Annotated in this window: 16 protein-coding genes; 11 read left to right on the top strand and 5 right to left on the bottom strand. The window is 42.4% G+C overall.

Translation table 11 applies throughout. The features are described from left to right. Positions 1 to 167 precede the first annotated feature (167 nt). On the top strand, positions 168 to 1,346 hold the full coding sequence (locus BM736_RS14890) for a serine hydrolase (RefSeq protein WP_076413598.1): 1,179 nt from the start codon (positions 168 to 170) through the stop codon (positions 1,344 to 1,346). Positions 1,347 to 1,443: 97 nt separating this feature from the next. Here BM736_RS14890 and BM736_RS14885 read toward each other — a convergent pair whose 3' ends face one another. Next, complete coding sequence (locus tag BM736_RS14885) at positions 1,444 to 2,196, bottom strand: Nif3-like dinuclear metal center hexameric protein (RefSeq protein WP_076413596.1); 753 nt, start codon at positions 2,194 to 2,196, stop codon at positions 1,444 to 1,446. Positions 2,197 to 2,462: 266 nt separating this feature from the next. Here BM736_RS14885 and BM736_RS14880 point away from each other — a divergent pair, with 266 nt between their 5' ends. Continuing rightward, positions 2,463 to 2,819: a hypothetical protein gene (locus tag BM736_RS14880; protein ID WP_076413594.1), complete on the top strand. Its 357-nt coding sequence runs from the start codon at positions 2,463 to 2,465 to the stop codon at positions 2,817 to 2,819. Between the two features lie 84 nt (positions 2,820 to 2,903). On the opposite strand, the gene BM736_RS14875 is transcribed toward BM736_RS14880, so the two are convergent. Further along, positions 2,904 to 3,380 (bottom strand): glycine zipper 2TM domain-containing protein, encoded by a 477-nt coding sequence (locus tag BM736_RS14875; protein WP_076413592.1) that lies wholly within the window; start codon positions 3,378 to 3,380, stop codon positions 2,904 to 2,906. Positions 3,381 to 3,435: 55 nt separating this feature from the next. On the opposite strand from BM736_RS14875, the gene aat reads away from it, so the two are divergent. From aat to infA, 3 genes are all read left to right on the top strand, one after another. After that, positions 3,436 to 4,146: a leucyl/phenylalanyl-tRNA--protein transferase gene (gene aat / locus BM736_RS14870; RefSeq protein WP_076413591.1), complete on the top strand. Its 711-nt coding sequence runs from the start codon at positions 3,436 to 3,438 to the stop codon at positions 4,144 to 4,146. Beyond that, positions 4,136 to 4,849 (top strand): arginyltransferase, encoded by a 714-nt coding sequence (locus BM736_RS14865; RefSeq protein WP_076413589.1) that lies wholly within the window; start codon positions 4,136 to 4,138, stop codon positions 4,847 to 4,849. The genes aat and BM736_RS14865 overlap by 11 nt, the downstream gene beginning before the upstream one ends. Before the next feature lie 138 nt (positions 4,850 to 4,987). After that, positions 4,988 to 5,206 carry a translation initiation factor IF-1 gene (gene infA, locus BM736_RS14860; protein ID WP_011865366.1) on the top strand — a complete coding sequence of 73 codons (219 nt, stop codon included), beginning with the start codon at positions 4,988 to 4,990 and terminating at the stop codon, positions 5,204 to 5,206. A gap of 113 nt (positions 5,207 to 5,319) precedes the next feature. Here the strand turns inward: infA and clpA are convergent, their stop codons facing one another. Both clpA and clpS read right to left on the bottom strand, forming a co-directional pair. Beyond that, positions 5,320 to 7,578, bottom strand: a complete 2,259-nt coding sequence (gene clpA / locus BM736_RS14855) for an ATP-dependent Clp protease ATP-binding subunit ClpA (RefSeq protein WP_076413587.1) — start codon at positions 7,576 to 7,578, stop codon at positions 5,320 to 5,322. Positions 7,579 to 7,615: 37 nt separating this feature from the next. Continuing rightward, on the bottom strand, positions 7,616 to 7,924 hold the full coding sequence (clpS, locus tag BM736_RS14850; RefSeq protein WP_076413585.1) for an ATP-dependent Clp protease adapter ClpS: 309 nt from the start codon (positions 7,922 to 7,924) through the stop codon (positions 7,616 to 7,618). A gap of 244 nt (positions 7,925 to 8,168) precedes the next feature. Between clpS and cspD the strand changes: the two genes are divergently transcribed. Further along, the gene (gene cspD / locus BM736_RS14845) at positions 8,169 to 8,375 is read left to right on the top strand and encodes a cold shock domain-containing protein CspD (RefSeq protein ID WP_076413583.1); all 207 of its coding nucleotides are present in this window, start codon (positions 8,169 to 8,171) and stop codon (positions 8,373 to 8,375) included. 130 nt (positions 8,376 to 8,505) lie between these two features. On the opposite strand, the gene BM736_RS14840 is transcribed toward cspD, so the two are convergent. Further along, a complete protein-coding gene (locus BM736_RS14840; protein WP_076413581.1) occupies positions 8,506 to 10,728 on the bottom strand; it encodes an NADP-dependent isocitrate dehydrogenase in 2,223 nt (740 codons plus the stop codon). 381 nt (positions 10,729 to 11,109) lie between these two features. On the opposite strand from BM736_RS14840, the gene BM736_RS14835 reads away from it, so the two are divergent. The 5 genes from BM736_RS14835 (at position 11,110) to purB (ending at position 15,612) form a co-directional block, all read left to right on the top strand. Continuing rightward, the gene (locus BM736_RS14835; RefSeq protein WP_076413579.1) at positions 11,110 to 11,829 is read left to right on the top strand and encodes a pseudouridine synthase; all 720 of its coding nucleotides are present in this window, start codon (positions 11,110 to 11,112) and stop codon (positions 11,827 to 11,829) included. Positions 11,830 to 11,861: 32 nt separating this feature from the next. Beyond that, entirely contained in the window at positions 11,862 to 12,338 is a 477-nt protein-coding gene (locus tag BM736_RS14830; protein WP_076413577.1) for an NUDIX hydrolase, read from the top strand. A 139-nt stretch (positions 12,339 to 12,477) separates the two neighbouring features. After that, positions 12,478 to 13,596, top strand: coding sequence for a tRNA 2-thiouridine(34) synthase MnmA (gene mnmA, locus BM736_RS14825; RefSeq protein ID WP_076413575.1), 1,119 nt, complete (start codon positions 12,478 to 12,480; stop codon positions 13,594 to 13,596). A 3-nt stretch (positions 13,597 to 13,599) separates the two neighbouring features. Next, the gene (gene hflD, locus BM736_RS14820; protein WP_076413574.1) at positions 13,600 to 14,214 is read left to right on the top strand and encodes a high frequency lysogenization protein HflD; all 615 of its coding nucleotides are present in this window, start codon (positions 13,600 to 13,602) and stop codon (positions 14,212 to 14,214) included. A 27-nt stretch (positions 14,215 to 14,241) separates the two neighbouring features. Next, positions 14,242 to 15,612, top strand: a complete 1,371-nt coding sequence (gene purB, locus BM736_RS14815; RefSeq protein WP_076413573.1) for an adenylosuccinate lyase — start codon at positions 14,242 to 14,244, stop codon at positions 15,610 to 15,612. The last annotated feature ends 58 nt before the right edge of the window (positions 15,613 to 15,670 follow it).

Raw genomic sequence — 15,670 nt, 5'->3', positions numbered from 1 at the left:
ATAAGTTAACGATGAACCACCTTATATTTGTACACAGTTTAAGCAGATGTTGGCTTAAAATAATTATTACGTATTAGTTGTTTTTTGTTAGGCGAATTTATTGTTAACATAATAGGTCGACTTATCGTCACTCTTTTTGATTATTATTTTTTGGGGTATTTTCCATCATGTTCAATCGGTCTCTTCCACTGCTTACCCTCCCCCTTGTAAGCCTGTTTTTTTCAATTTCAAGCCATGCACAATCTGATTACCAAGCTGTAAGCGACAATTTTAAATCTCAGTTTCACGCTCAACTTAAAAAGAACAAGGTTCCCGGCGGTGCTTTTGTCATTGTTGAGAACGATAAAGTATTGAAAATGAGCGCTTTTGGTAAGAGAGGCAAAGGCGATAGCCTTAATATTAATAGCCACACGGTTTTTCGACTCGCCTCTGTATCTAAAACCTTCGCAGGGACACTCGCTACTATGTTAGTGCAGGAGGATAAATTTAATTGGAATGAGCCGCTGCAAAAGTATATGCCAGACTTTACTCTTGCAGATCCAGTGGCCAGCCAACAGATAAATTTGGGGCATATCATAGGCCAAAGCACAGGTTTGATGCCCAATAGCTATGACAATATCCTTAACGCCAATGGAAAACTCAGCAAAATTATTCCAAAGTTCTCTAAGCTAACGCCTATGTGCACACCAGGAAAGTGCTACAGCTATCAAAATATCGCGTTCTCTTTTATTCAACCCGTCATTGAGCAACAAACCGGTGATAGCTACGCAAACTTAGTGGAAAAGCGGATTTTTCAACCTCTTAATATGCAAACGGCCTCTATCGGTATCGACAACTTTTTAGCGACAGACAATAGAGCCAGCCCGCATATAAAAACCCGTTCAGGCTTTAAGCAAGTAAAAGTAAAGTCAAACTACTACCAAGTTGAGCCAGCTGCTGGAGTTAATGCCAGTATTACTGATCTGTCCAAATGGTTAATTGCTAACCTTGGTCATAACCCTAAGGTACTTAGCCCACAATTATTAGCGGAAATAAAGCAGCCAGGTGTACGAACAAGTAAAGAGTTACGTCGCCGAGAATGGAAAACTCATTTACAAAATGCCCACTATGGTAAAGGTTGGCGCGTTTATGACTTTGAAGGTGAGGAGCTTATCTATCACGCGGGCTGGGTAGCGGGTTACGTCGCAGAGGTCGCTTACTCCCCACGGTTACAGGTCGGTATGGCGATGCTACTCAATGGTGAATCTCGAGTAATAGCCAAATTAGGTGCTAACTTTTGGCATAACATCTTTAAGCAGCACGCCAAAACACTAAAGCAAAGTAATAAGCAAAAAACGGCAGAATGATACCAATCGGTATTGGATAGTTGCCAGTGAGTCATAGACTCACTGGCAAAAGAATTTAACGACCAATCAGAAAAGTAGAAGCCTACTGATAAATGCACTACACAGGGTTATTGATATCAACATAATGATGTTCAATACCAAACTCTCTTGCTAGGTGCTCACCTAACGCCTGTATACCATACCTTTCAGTCGCATGATGCCCAGCGGCATAATAATTTACCCCAAGCTCTATCGCACTGTGATAAGTTCGTTCAGACACCTCTCCACTGATAAAGGCATCTACGCCCAAAGAGGCTGCATTATCGATATAGTCCTGAGCACCACCCGTACACCAAGCAACACTCTGTATGAACTCATCCTCAGCGCCTATATGCAGTGGCTGCCGATTAAGCACTGTTAGCAAACGCTCAGAAAACTCACTGGCCAGAATGGGTGTATCAAATCGACCTTGCCAAATTAACCCTTGAGCAACCCCTTCTACAGGTTCAGCGTCGGAAATGTCTAACTTACGACCTAGCTCAGCGTTGTTACCTAACATGGGGTGCGCATCCAATGGCAGGTGATAGCCAAATAGATTGATATCATGGGTAAGTAGGCCTTTAATCCTTCTCTGCTTCATGCCAGTTATCACTTCACTCTCCCCTTTCCAGAAGAAACCATGATGTACCAAAATCGCATCAGCATTAAGCTCAATGGCCTTGTCTATAAGACCCTGGCAAGCCGTCACCCCAGTGACGATTTTTCTAATCTCAGTTTTACCTTCGACCTGCAAACCGTTCGGAGCATAATCTTTAAATGATGAGATCTGCAAAAAATCTGCAAGGTACTTTTCTAACTCAGAACGTGTCATTGATGTTCCCTTTGAATAATGAAGATTAAGTTTAACCTATCAATTAATTACAGCACAGTTTTCAACACAAATTCTCTGAATCCAAGACGTCTCGACTTTGTAATTAACTTGATTAAAATCAAGTTAATTACAGGATATATGAATAAAAGCTGCAAAAAGCATCAATATTGGCCCTTTTTCAGTGAAAATTGGACTTTTTAGTGCTTTAACCTATAAAATTAGTGCAAACCTTCAAGTAAACATTAAAAAATAAATAGGTTGTTACTATGTCAAAACTGACCAAAGAAGAGGTTATCAGCACTCTAGAGTCTGCCCTCGCTAAAAAGCAAGGTACAGAAGTCACTATTGAGCAGAAAGGAAGCTGGTACAAAATCGATGGCGGTAAATCTTTACGCTTTAGCGAATTAGAAACTATGCTTGCCGAGTTTGATGGCGGTGAAGCTGCTCCTAAAGCCGTTGAAACGAAAGCTAAGCCTGTAGCAAAAACGGCTAAGCCTAAAGCTGCACCTAAAAAAGCTGCAACAAAGAAAACAACTTCGTCAAACAGCAAAGGTGGAAAAACACCAAAAGAGTTGTGGCGTGAGAAATTAGCAGGTAAAGGACAGTTACCTCGCGGTTTCTAATTTCGATGTTAATCAAATAGTAAAAAGGAGCCTTCTGGCTCCTTTTTTGTATTTGCTCGTTGTACATTTAACGAAGATCAATCGTTACATTGCGCGATCAACTCTGACTCGCCCTTGAAGATAAACGACTCTAACTTCATCTCCAACCGCAAATACCATTCCAGGATCCAGGTCTTGTAAAATCATTACTTGTTGACCATCTTCTTGATTGATCATTAATTCAACCAACTTTAACTCCTGATAATGGGTGCTATCCCCATAACGATTGCCGACACCGGCCCCCACTATGGCCCCTAAAACAGTCGCCACGTCTTGGCCACTTCCCCCACCAAACTGATGGCCAATTACGCCACCGATTAGCGCACCTCCAAAAGTTTTCCAGCCAAGGTTCCTGTCTTCTACGAGCTGTTTCTCTGTGATATTCCTAATAGATTCAATATCGCCGTAAACCACCTTCTCAACAGGTACAGCTTGGTCTCTTTGATAACCAGACGCCACAGGCGCTGTGATAAAAAATGTCATCAACAAGATCAATAAGTGATTAATACTGGGTTTCAACATAGACAATTTTCCGCTAAATTATAATAAGGCCTACTAAAGATAATCTTACTCAATTGTGAACTCACTGTCTTATTTAAATCACCAGCTAGAGCAATTTCCAGAGCCTGAGCTGGCACTCAATGACCCTAATGGTCTATTAGCGATTGGTGGCGATCTACAGCCCACCCGCTTACTCAATGCATACTATGAGGGGATCTTTCCTTGGTTTAATGTCGATGACCCTATTTTATGGTGGTCACCCGATCCTCGGGCAGTTTTTGTTCCTGGTAGCATGAAGGTCAGCCGGAGTCTCAGCAAGTTTTTAAAAAAACAGAACTGGACTTACTCTATTAACAGAGCGTTTGATGAGGTGATTAAAGGCTGTGCTCAGCCAAGGCTAAACCAAGATGGTACTTGGATAACCAGTGATATTCAGCATGCATACCAAACCTTACACACTCAAGGGGAAGTTCATTCGGTGGAGGTCTGGGAAAATGGTGACCTCATAGGTGGACTGTATGGCGTTGCAATCGGGCAAGTTTTTTGTGGTGAGTCTATGTTCCATCGACAAACAAATGCGTCAAAAGCGGCAATGTTAGTCTTACATCAACATCTACGTAAAAATGGTTTTAAGTTAGTCGATGCGCAAGTGATAAACCCACACCTGGTATCTTTAGGCGCTACAGCATTAAAAAGGAAAGATTTCATTAATCTACTAAAACGTTTTAGAGACAAGCCAGTCGCTGTCGATACTTGGTTACCCGCAGAGGTCTACATTGAGCTCTAAATCTCAGCAAGTCTCTGTTGGAGTGACAAAAGCATTTCCATGTAGTTACTTGGATTCACAAATGGAGCAGTTGTTGGTACTGCAAGAGGAGCGTGTTGATATCGCTCTTTTTGAACAACTGTTATCCCTTGGGTTTAGGCGCAGTGGCGGCACCATTTATAAGCCGCAATGCCCGCAATGTAATGCTTGCCAGCCTATCCGTCTGCCATCACAACTATTCACGCCATCGAGAAGGCAAAAAAGAACCCTTAAGAATAATAAAGACTTGATATGGAAAATTGTTGATAAGCAGGCTGAGTATCACTACCAACTTTATGAACAATATATAAATCAAAGGCACAGTGATGGCCCTATGTATCCAGCCTCTAAAGAGCAATACCAACACTTTATCGGCTCGGGTTGGCTTGACCCTGTGTTTATAGAGCTTTGGAAAGATGACAAGCTTGTGGGGGTTGCAGTCACTGATATACTTCCAAATAGCTTATCGGCTATTTATAGTTTTTTTGCACCTGAGGAGCATAAACGCTCCCTTGGCTCTCTGCTCATCTTAATTCAATGCCGTCTGGCGAAAATGATGCAAAAAGAGTTTGTCTATCTAGGTTATCAAATTGAGGAATCTAGCAAGATGAACTATAAAACAGACTATACTCCTTATCAGATCTTAACGGCTCAAGGCTGGCTGCAAACACCTGATGAGAAATAAAATATTACTTGTAACGTCTAGTTTGAACAGATAACGAGCTATTTTGTCCGATAAGCATGCCTGCTCTTTACAGCACGCTGAATTTACGGCATGATACGCCCGTTTTTAATATTTGAAGGCTAACAGGATAACTGATTAATGGCGAAAGAAGACAACATTGAGATGCAAGGCACGATCCTTGAAACCTTGCCGAACACAATGTTTCGTGTCGAGCTAGAGAACGGTCACGTTGTGATCGCACACATCTCAGGCAAAATGCGTAAAAACTACATCCGTATCTTAACGGGTGATAAAGTGACAGTTCAGCTGACCCCTTACGATTTGAGCAAAGGTCGCATCGTCTTCCGTTCACGCTAAGTTAGCTTTATTTGAATTTGAGAAACCGGCTTAGCCGGTTTTTTATTTGAAGTCATATAAAAAAGGGCTGCACTATGCAGCCCTTTTGTTTGCCTAAATTTCAAAGCTTACGATTAGGAGGTCACTTTGGCTAAGCTTTCTGTCGTAATAACAATCTCTCTATTATCAACATCAACATGCGCTTCGCCACCTTTCTCAAGCTCACCAAACAAAATCTGATCAGCAAGTGGACGTTTAATCAGCTCAGTCACAACCCGTGCCATTGGCCTTGCGCCCATAGATTTGTCATAGCCCTTTTCAGCCAGCAAGGTTCTCGCTTCATCGCTGACATGTAAGGTCACGCCTTTGTCATCTAACTGAGCTTGAAGTTCAACAAGGAACTTATCGACAACTTTCGCTATCACAGTCATGTCTAAATGATTAAACCAGATAATCTCATCTAGCCTGTTTCTGAACTCAGGTGAAAACACCTTATTGATCTCAGAGAGCGCATCAAGGCTATGGTCTTGCTGCTTGAAACCAATAGACTTACGCACCGTCTCCTGTACGCCAGCATTAGTGGTCATCACCAGCGTAACATGTCTAAAATCAGCCTTCCTACCATTGTTATCGGTTAAGGTACCGTGATCCATCACTTGTAATAACAAGTTATAGACATCAGGGTGCGCTTTCTCAATCTCATCGAGCAACACGACACAATGTGGATTTTTGATCACAGCATCGGTTAATAAACCGCCTTGGTCGTAACCAACATAACCAGGAGGTGCACCGATAAGACGTGAAACCGTGTGGCTTTCCATATATTCCGACATATCGAAACGCACTAGGTTAAGCCCTAGACCTTTCGCCAACTGACTCGTGACTTCCGTTTTACCGACACCCGTTGGTCCTGCAAACAGGAAACTACCTACAGGTTTTTCTTCGCCACTTAGTCCACTACGGGATAGCCTAATTGCCGAGCTAAGGCTCTCTATCGCATTATTTTGGCCAAATACAACCATCTTGAGGTTACGCTCTAGGTTCTTCAGCATATCCTTGTCAGTCGCCGATACCGACTTCTCAGGGATCCTAGCAATTTTAGCGATGATGGACTCAATCTCAGGTTGCCCAATCGTCTTCTTTCTTTTGCTAGCAGGTTGCATCGCCATGCGTGCACCAGCTTCATCGATAACATCAATGGCTTTATCCGGAAGGTGTCTGTCATTGATGTGCTTATCTGATAGCTTAGCAGCAATACTCAGCGCAGCTTGTGTATAGCGAACGCCATGGTGTTCCTCATATTTGGACTTTAAACCACGGAGTATTTTTGTTGTTTCTGCAACTGACGGTTCATTAATATCTACTTTTTGGAATCGACGAGCCAATGCCCTGTCTTTCTCAAAAATACTTTGATATTCCTGGAAAGTCGTCGATCCCATGCATCTTAGTTTACCGCCAGACAAAAGTGGCTTAAGTAGATTGGAAGCATCCATCACCCCACCAGAGGCTGCACCCGCGCCAATGATGGTATGAATTTCGTCGATAAACAAAATCGCTTTCTCATCGGACTCTAGCTCTTTAAGTAAACTTTTAAATCGCTTTTCAAAATCTCCACGGTATTTAGTTCCCGCGAGAAGCGCACCTAAATCAAGAGAGTAAACCGTGACATTTTCCATCACCTCTGGCACTTCATCGTTGACGATTCGGTAAGCTAAACCTTCGGCTATTGCAGTTTTACCCACACCAGCCTCCCCCACTAACAAGGGATTGTTCTTTCTTCTTCTACAGAGGATTTGAATCGAACGCTCAATCTCTTCACTGCGTCCAATTAAGGGGTCAATGTTACCTTGCTGAGCTCGTTCATTAAGATTGTCTGCAAATTGTGAGAGTTTACTCTTCTCCTCTTCAACTTCAGTATGATCTTCAATCCGATCTTGATTAGGGCTAATCTCACCATCAGCTTTAGAAACGCCATGAGAGATAAAGTTGACCACATCAAGACGAGTCACTTCTGCATTTCTTAATAAATATACGGCTTGAGATTCTTGCTCACTGAAAATAGCGACTAAAACGTTAGCACCGGTAACCTCATTTCTACCTGAGGATTGCACATGAAAAACCGCCCTTTGAAGCACACGTTGAAAACCTAATGTAGGCTGTGTCTCTCTATCATCTTCAGGATCGGCAATAATGGGTGTGGTTTGTTGAATGAAGCTAGATACTTCCTCCCTGAGCTTATCCAAATTTGAGCCACAAGCGACTAAGGCTTCTTGTGCAGCAGGGTTATCTATAAGCGCCAGCAATAAGTGTTCTACTGTCATATATTCATGACGAGCATCTCTGGCTTGCTGAAAAGCCAGGTTTAAGGTGACTTCGAGATCTTTGTTGAGCATAAGCACCCCCTAAAAAGTACAACATAAAAAAACTGATTCAGGCTTTCTCTAATGAACACAGTAACGGATGTTCGTTTTGTCTTGCAAATTGATTTACTTGCGCAACCTTAGTTTCTGCGATTCCAAAAGGAAAAATACCGCATATTCCTTTACCTTGGTGATGAATTGCCAACATGATATCTGTGGCTTCTTGTTCATTTTTCTTAAAAAAGAGTTGCAGGATCTCTATCACAAAATCCATCGGCGTATAATCATCATTATTGAGTATCACCTTGTACATTGGTGGCGGCATCAACTCTGATTCTACACGTTCTTCTACGTGCTCTACATTTCCTACTTTACCCATGTTTCAATATTAGCCTCTTGTCATGGCTTGTACCAATCAATCACAGAAATTGATGTTAGCACTACCAACATCGCATACCTATCACATTAATTGATACAACTTTTTACCAGTTTGTTGACTTTTTGTTAAATTACACTTGACTTCACACCAAACTGCTTTCATTCTGTTCAACAAGCGGTGAATTTTCCCGTTTATTTAGTTTTACTATCTTACTGGTAAGTAAACAACAGAAGGAAGTGGAAGTATGGCAAACGGAACTGTTAAATGGTTCAACAACGCCAAAGGATTCGGGTTTATTTGCCCTGATGCTGGCGGTGAAGATGTTTTTGCACACTATTCTACCATTGAAATGGAAGGCTATCGAACTCTAAAAGCAGGCCAACCAGTTCAATTTGAAGTAGAAGCAGGTCCAAAAGGTATGCACGCGTCGGCAATTTCACCAACTAACTAGATTTAGTGGTGACGATCAAAAAAGGCAGGGGTTCCCTGCCTTTTTTATTTTTGTTTTTCAGCTTAAGTCATCGCATCAAACACGTCGCGAAAAGCTAACCTAATATCGATTAGGCTAGCTAGATACTCTCTTATGCAAACAGTGCATTCAAAGTAACGCTTGGACGCATCTCTGCTGATGCTTTAACAGCATCTAGACGGTAATAACCCCCTAAATCAGCCGCATTACCTTGAGCAGAGTTTAGCTCATCAACAATCTTAGCTTCATTGCTAGTTAATGCTTCTGCCAGCTGTGAAAAACTTGCTTTAAGCTCAGCATCATCATTCTGACTGGCAACCGCTTGAGCCCAGTACATAGCAAGGTAGAAGTGACTGCCACGGTTATCAAGTTGTCCAACACGGCGTGAAGGTGACTTATTCTGATCTAAGAACTGACCAATCGCAGCATCAAGGGTGTCAGCTAAGACTTGTGCTTTGCTGTTATTGCGAGTCTGACTTAAGTGCTCAAGAGAAGCGGCTAACGCTAAGAACTCACCCAGTGAATCCCAACGAAGATGTCCCTCTTTCTCCACTTGTTGTACATGCTTAGGTGCACTTCCGCCTGCGCCAGTTTCGAACAGACCACCACCGTTCATCAATGGCACAATAGAGAGCATTTTAGCACTGGTACCAAGCTCAAGAATTGGGAAAAGATCGGTCAAATAATCACGTAATACGTTACCCGTTACAGAGATAGTATTTAGACCATCCTTTGTTCGTTGTAGAGTAAAGCGAGTAGCCTCAATAGGTGACAGAATGCGCAGTTCTAAGCCATCAGTATCATGCTCAGGAAGGTACTGGTTAACCTTCTTAATGATCTCAGCATCATGAGCTCGGCTCTCATCCAACCAGAAAACGGCAGGCGTATTAGATAGACGTGAACGGTTAACAGCAAGTTTCACCCAATCGCGGATCGGTGCATCTTTAACTTGACACATTCTCCAGATATCACCCGCTTCAACCTCATGAGAAAGCAGTACCTTACCCGCAGCATCGATGACATTCACTGTACCTGCAGCAGAAATTTCAAATGTCTTATCGTGACTGCCGTACTCTTCAGCTTTTTGCGCCATTAAGCCAACATTAGGGACACTACCCATAGTTGTTGGGTTAAATGCACCGTTCTCTTTACAGAAACTAATTGTCTCCTGGTATACGCCTGCATAACAACGATCTGGGATCATTGCTTTAGTATCTTTAGGCTGACCATCAGGGCCCCACATCATGCCTGATGTACGGATTGCAGCAGGCATAGACGCATCGATAATCACATCACTTGGTACGTGTAAGTTAGTGATACCTTTATCCGAGTCAACCATGGCAAGTTCTGGACGAGATTGATAAATAGCAGCGATATCTGCTTCAATCTCAGCTTTTTGCGCAGCGGGTAGTTGATTGATTTTAGTATAAACATCACCTAAACCATTGTTAACATCAACGCCTAGCTCTTCGAATAATGCACTGTGCTTTGCAAATAACTCTTTATAGTAAACCTTAACGGCATGACCAAAAAGAATCGGATCTGACACTTTCATCATGGTTGCTTTAAGGTGCAAAGATAGGAGTATATCTTGCTCTTTAGCATCTTGAGTTTCACGCTCAAAAAACTCAATCAGAGACTGTTTACTTAATACTGCCGCATCTATCACTTCACCAGCTTTTAGCGGGAAAGCAGCTTTGAGCTCTTGAGTAGCCCCATCTTTCGTTGTCAGTACGATACTGACAGCAGTCTCATCAGCCACTGTGACTGATTGCTCACTGCCATAAAAATCACCTTCGCTCATATGAGCGACATGAGTTTTAGAATCCTTCGACCAAGCGCCCATTGAGTGAGGGTTCTTTTGCGCATACTTCTTTACCGAACTAGGCGCTCGACGGTCTGAGTTACCTTCACGAAGTACTGGGTTAACGGCGCTGCCTTTAATCTTGTCGTAGCGTGATTTAATATCTTCTTCAACACTATTAGCTGGCTCATCTGGATATGATGGGATGTCATAACCTTTCTGTTGTAGCTCTAAAATACAGGCTTTCAACTGTGGAATTGAAGCACTGATATTAGGCAGCTTGATAATGTTAGCTTCAGGTTTACCCGCTAATACACCTAGCTCAGCAAGTGCATCTGAAATCTTTTGAGCTTCAGTTAACTTTTCAGGAAAGATTGCGATGATACGACCAGAAAGAGAGATATCTCGAGTCTCAACATTTATGCCTGCGGCTTTAGTAAATGTCTGAATGATAGGTAGCAAAGATAAAGTCGCTAAAGCGGGGGCTTCATCTGTTTCAGTATAAATAATTGTTGATGAATTGTCGGTCATTTTCCGTCCTACATTATTGTAAAATAAAGAATTTAAGATAATTTGAATTATTTCTTATACTGTTTCGTATTACTTACAGTTTTTTTGTATAGGTTTCCACTCTGCCACTGTCTAACGTCAGGCAGGCTTAATAAACATCAGATAGTAGTGGTTATTTCAGGTCAACTTGAAATTAAGGCTATCTCTTGCAGTTGCAAGACATCCACCTTTTTAACGCATTACTACCCGCGCTGAACTTCTCAAAACATAGTAACATTTTGCTATGGATCACGTTTTATTGGCGAACATCATAAAACATTCCTGACAATTTTCAAATTCCACTAATGGCGAATGCCGAGTACAATGCGAGAATAAATCATACTATGCCAGAAGATAGCCAGAGTGAGTGATAATATTTCTCGTACAAAACAGTCAAAAAGCACCACCACAAGTCGTGCAACAGATAAACCCTCTGCACGTAGAAAAAAAGTGGGCATTAGCAAAAGGCATAAACAAAATTCTAATCACCACGGTCAACGCAAACCCACACGTGCTAAGCCTGTCGTAAACGATCCTATCATCGTCCTATTTAACAAACCTTTCGATGTCTTATGTCAATTTACCGATGACCAGGGCCGTAAAACATTAAAGGACTTTATAAACGTTAAGGATGTCTACGCTGCAGGAAGGCTGGATAGAGACAGTGAAGGCCTACTATTGCTAACCAATGATGGTAAATTGCAATCAAGCATTACAGAGCCTAAAAAGAAAACATTTAAAACCTACTGGGTACAAGTTGAGGGTGCGCCCGATGAGCAGGAACTGCAAGCATTGCGCTCAGGTGTTGAGTTAAAAGATGGCATGACATTGCCCGCTAAAGTCTCAATTATCGAAGAGCCACAGGTCTGGGAGCGAGTACCAGCAATTCGTGAACGTCAAAACATTCCGACGACTTGGCTAGAAATTCAGATCTGTGAAGGACGAAATCGTCAGGTTAGACGGATGACAGCACACATAGGGTTTCCCACGCTGAGATTAATTCGTTATAAAATAGGTCAATGGAGCCTAGATAACATAGAAAACGGCCAATATCGTATCGTAGACATGGCAAATAAACGCTAATTAGCCTCAGCTTACTTTTTATAGGTGATTAAATGACTGAACGATATAAACCCAATGTCACCGTGGCGTGTATTATAGAATCCCATGGTAAATATCTAATCGTTGAAGAATGCATTGAAGGTCTGCAAAGATTTAATCAACCAGCAGGTCACTTAGAGCAAGGTGAAAGTATTCTTGAGGCGTGTCAGCGTGAAGTATTGGAGGAGACTGGATTATCGATAACCCCGCAAGGGTTAACGGGTATTTACCAGTATACAGCTAGTGATACTTTAAGCTTTTTGAGGTTTACCTTCCATGTCAGCTTAAGCTCGTGTGAAAAAGCGACACCTTTCGATCCAGTGATTAAAGACACACACTGGCTAAACTATGAAGAGATCAAATCACGGACAGCCAATCTTAGAAGTCCATTGGTCCTCTCCTGCATAGATGATTTCCTGAGTAAAACTCACTATCCGCTAGAACTGCTAAATGATGAATATCTCACGTTAGCCCCAGACCATAATGCATGATAGAATACGCCCCCGAAAAAGTAGCTTGTTTTGTATATTGCTCTGAGCTTATTTACTAACACAAAACTTAGTAATGAGTCGGAATTTATAGCATTCAAAATCAACTACATAAGTACACATTCAACGGTTTTTAGGAACTATGGCATCAATCGAACCCACTGCTATTACTAATAAAAAAGTCATTGTCGGCATGTCCGGCGGTGTTGATTCATCTGTTTCGGCCTACCTACTGCAAAAGCAGGGTTACCAAGTCGAAGGTCTTTTCATGAAAAACTGGGAAGAAGATGACACCGATGAATACTGCGCAGCTGCGACAGATCTTAAAGATGCGCAAGCTGTGTGCGACAAATTAGGTATTAAACTTCATACCGTCAATTTTGCTGCTGAATATTGGGACAATGTTTTCGAATATTTCTTAGCTGAATATAAAGCAGGCAGAACGCCTAACCCCGATATCATCTGTAATAAAGAGATCAAATTTAAGGCGTTTCTCGAGTTTGCCGATGAGATCCTTGATGCAGATTACATCGCGATGGGTCATTACGTACGCCGCAGCGACGCATCTGGCCAGAGCCAGATGCTACGTGGTGTCGACGGTAATAAAGACCAAAGCTATTTTCTCTACACATTAAGTCATGAACAAATTTCCCGTTCACTCTTCCCTGTGGGTGAGCTTGAAAAAAGTGAAGTTAGAGAAATAGCCAAAGAGATGGGCTTAGTTACCCATGATAAAAAAGACAGCACAGGGATCTGCTTTATTGGTGAGCGCAAGTTTACTGATTTCCTCAGTACTTTCCTGCCCGCTCAGCCTGGTAATATCGAAACCGCTGAAGGTGAAGTCATTGGTAAACACCAAGGCTTAATGTATCACACCTTAGGTCAACGTAAGGGTTTGGGCATTGGCGGCATGAAAAATAGCAATGACGACCCTTGGTATGTTGTTGACAAAGAGATGGATAGAAATGTGCTGGTAGTTGGTCAAGGTGGTACTCACCCTCGCCTAATGTCAGTTGGTTTCTATGCAGATCAATTGCATTGGGTTGATAGAAAAGGGCCTGTAGATGGCGCATCACTTACTGTCAAAACCCGTTACCGTCAACACGATGTGAAATGCCGTTTAGTTTATGAAGCTGATGACAGAATCAAGGTACTTTTTGATGAACCTGTTGCCGCTGTAACACCTGGGCAATCTGCCGTTTTTTATGATGCTGAAGTCTGTTTAGGCGGCGGTATTATTGACTCACTAATCAGAGAATAGATCGTGAACGAGCAACTCATTGAACGCACAATGGCATTTGCAGGGATCTTGCAGGCTATCGCACAAGTACAATACATCGCCAGACATGGAAGTGCTGATACTGATAGTTTAGCGGCTAGCTTAAATACAATCTTAGTCACCAATCCCGACTCTACCTCTGAGGTCTATGCTGACAAAGTCGCCCTCAAAAAAGGTTACCAACTGGTCATCAATCAACTCGGTGATGGCAAAGAGAAAGACGTAGAGATAACTCGATATTTAGTGGGTGTGCTCGCCCTTGAGCGTAAGCTATCCCGTGGCAACGCCATGGGTATTTTAGCCGAGCGTATCAATCAAGTTCATCGTCAGTTACACCATTTCTCAATCACAGATGAACAGGTTATTGCCAACTTTGCGGGTATCTATAGCGATATCATCAGTACATTAGGCCCAAAGATTCAAATCTCAGGCAATCCTGAATGCCTGAAACAGTCCCAGGTTCAAGAGAAAGTCCGTGCCCTATTACTCGCCGCAATGCGCAGTGCAGTACTATGGCGCCAATTAGGAGGCAAGCGTAGACACCTTGTCTTCGCCAGAAAAACAATAGTTGATATAGCTAATAAAAGCCTCACCCTATAATCAGACAAGTTCATTAAGGAGCTTCTAATGGAACTTTCCGCACTAACTGCTATCTCTCCCGTAGACGGTCGTTATGGTAGTAAAACCGCCTCATTAAGAGGGATTTTCAGCGAGTACGGCCTGACCAAGTATCGTGTTCAAGTCGAAATAAACTGGCTAAAGCTGCTTTCTAGCTGTCCAGAAATTGTTGAAGTTCCACCGTTCAGCGAGACGGCATTAGCCCTTCTGGACCAAATTAAAGATAACTTTAGTGAAGAAGATGCACTACGTGTAAAGGCAATTGAAGCAACGACTAACCATGATGTAAAAGCGGTTGAGTACTTCATAAAAGAACAGATTGCTGATAATGCTGAGTTAGTCGCTATCGATGAATTTGTGCACTTTGCATGTACTTCAGAAGATATCAACAACTTGTCTCATGGTCTTATGCTCAGCGAAGCACGCGATCAGGTACTTGTACCTTATTGTGAAAAGATCATCACAGCGATTAAAACCTTAGCGACAGATAATCGCTCTGTACCTTTAATGTCACGCACACACGGTCAACCAGCCTCACCTTCTACATTAGGTAAAGAGATGGCTAACGTTGCAGTTCGTTTAGAGCGCCAACTTAAGCAGATCGTAGCCGTTGAAGTTATGGGTAAGATAAATGGTGCAGTAGGTAACTACAATGCTCACCTTTCAGCCTACCCTGAAGTTGATTGGCATACACTGTCTGAGCGTTTTGTGACTAGCCTTGGCCTTAACTGGAACCCTTACACAACTCAAATTGAGCCTCACGATTACATCGCTGAGCTATTTGATGCTGTTGCGCGTTTCAACACTATCTTGATCGATTTCGATCGTGATATCTGGGGTTATATTGCATTAGGCCACTTCAAGCAGAGAACCATTGCAGGTGAGATCGGTTCTTCTACTATGCCACATAAAGTTAACCCTATCGATTTTGAAAACTCGGAAGGTAACTTAGGCATTGCCAATGCGCTAATGCAGCACTTAGCCGCTAAACTGCCTGTTTCTCGCTGGCAGCGTGACCTTACTGATTCAACAGTACTACGTAACTTAGGTGTAGGTATGGCTCATGCGTTAATCGCATACCAGGCCACACTAAAAGGGATCAGTAAGCTTGAAGTTAACGAAGAGCAACTTCGTGCAGAACTTGATAAGAACTGGGAAGTATTGGCTGAGCCTGTGCAAACAGTAATGCGTCGTTATGGTATTGAAAAGCCATATGAGAAGCTTAAAGAGCTCACACGTGGTAAGCGTATCGATGGCGAGCAGCTTGCTGTTTTCATCGACGGTTTAGAACTGCCAGCTGAAGTTAAAGTAGAACTTAAGAAGATGACGCCGGCAAACTACATTGGCCGCGCCGAAGCCTTCGTTGATGAACTAAAATAATAGCAGTTCACTGACAAGTAAAATAAGAGGCGGTAAGCTAACACTTACCGCCTTTTTT

This window comes from Shewanella sp. UCD-KL12 (assembly GCF_001957125.1).
Taxonomy (GTDB): Bacteria; Pseudomonadota; Gammaproteobacteria; order Enterobacterales; family Shewanellaceae; genus Shewanella.
This window is presented reverse-complemented; position numbering and strand designations above follow the sequence as displayed.

Bases quoted from the DNA above. Each gene is read 5' to 3' on its own strand.
- BM736_RS14885 (WP_076413596.1), bottom strand. From the start codon at position 2,196: ATGACACGTTCTGAGTTAGAAAAGTACCTTGCAGATTTTTTGCAGATC.
- infA (WP_011865366.1), top strand. From the start codon at position 4,988: ATGGCGAAAGAAGACAACATTGAGATGCAAGGCACGATCCTTGAAACC.
- BM736_RS14880 (WP_076413594.1), top strand. From the start codon at position 2,463: ATGTCAAAACTGACCAAAGAAGAGGTTATCAGCACTCTAGAGTCTGCC.
- BM736_RS14875 (WP_076413592.1), bottom strand. From the start codon at position 3,380: ATGTTGAAACCCAGTATTAATCACTTATTGATCTTGTTGATGACATTT.
- BM736_RS14890 (WP_076413598.1), top strand. From the start codon at position 168: ATGTTCAATCGGTCTCTTCCACTGCTTACCCTCCCCCTTGTAAGCCTG.
- BM736_RS14830 (WP_076413577.1), top strand. From the start codon at position 11,862: ATGACTGAACGATATAAACCCAATGTCACCGTGGCGTGTATTATAGAA.
- clpA (WP_076413587.1), bottom strand. From the start codon at position 7,578: ATGCTCAACAAAGATCTCGAAGTCACCTTAAACCTGGCTTTTCAGCAA.
- purB (WP_076413573.1), top strand. From the start codon at position 14,242: ATGGAACTTTCCGCACTAACTGCTATCTCTCCCGTAGACGGTCGTTAT.
- mnmA (WP_076413575.1), top strand. From the start codon at position 12,478: ATGGCATCAATCGAACCCACTGCTATTACTAATAAAAAAGTCATTGTC.
- cspD (WP_076413583.1), top strand. From the start codon at position 8,169: ATGGCAAACGGAACTGTTAAATGGTTCAACAACGCCAAAGGATTCGGG.
- BM736_RS14840 (WP_076413581.1), bottom strand. From the start codon at position 10,728: ATGACCGACAATTCATCAACAATTATTTATACTGAAACAGATGAAGCC.
- clpS (WP_076413585.1), bottom strand. From the start codon at position 7,924: ATGGGTAAAGTAGGAAATGTAGAGCACGTAGAAGAACGTGTAGAATCA.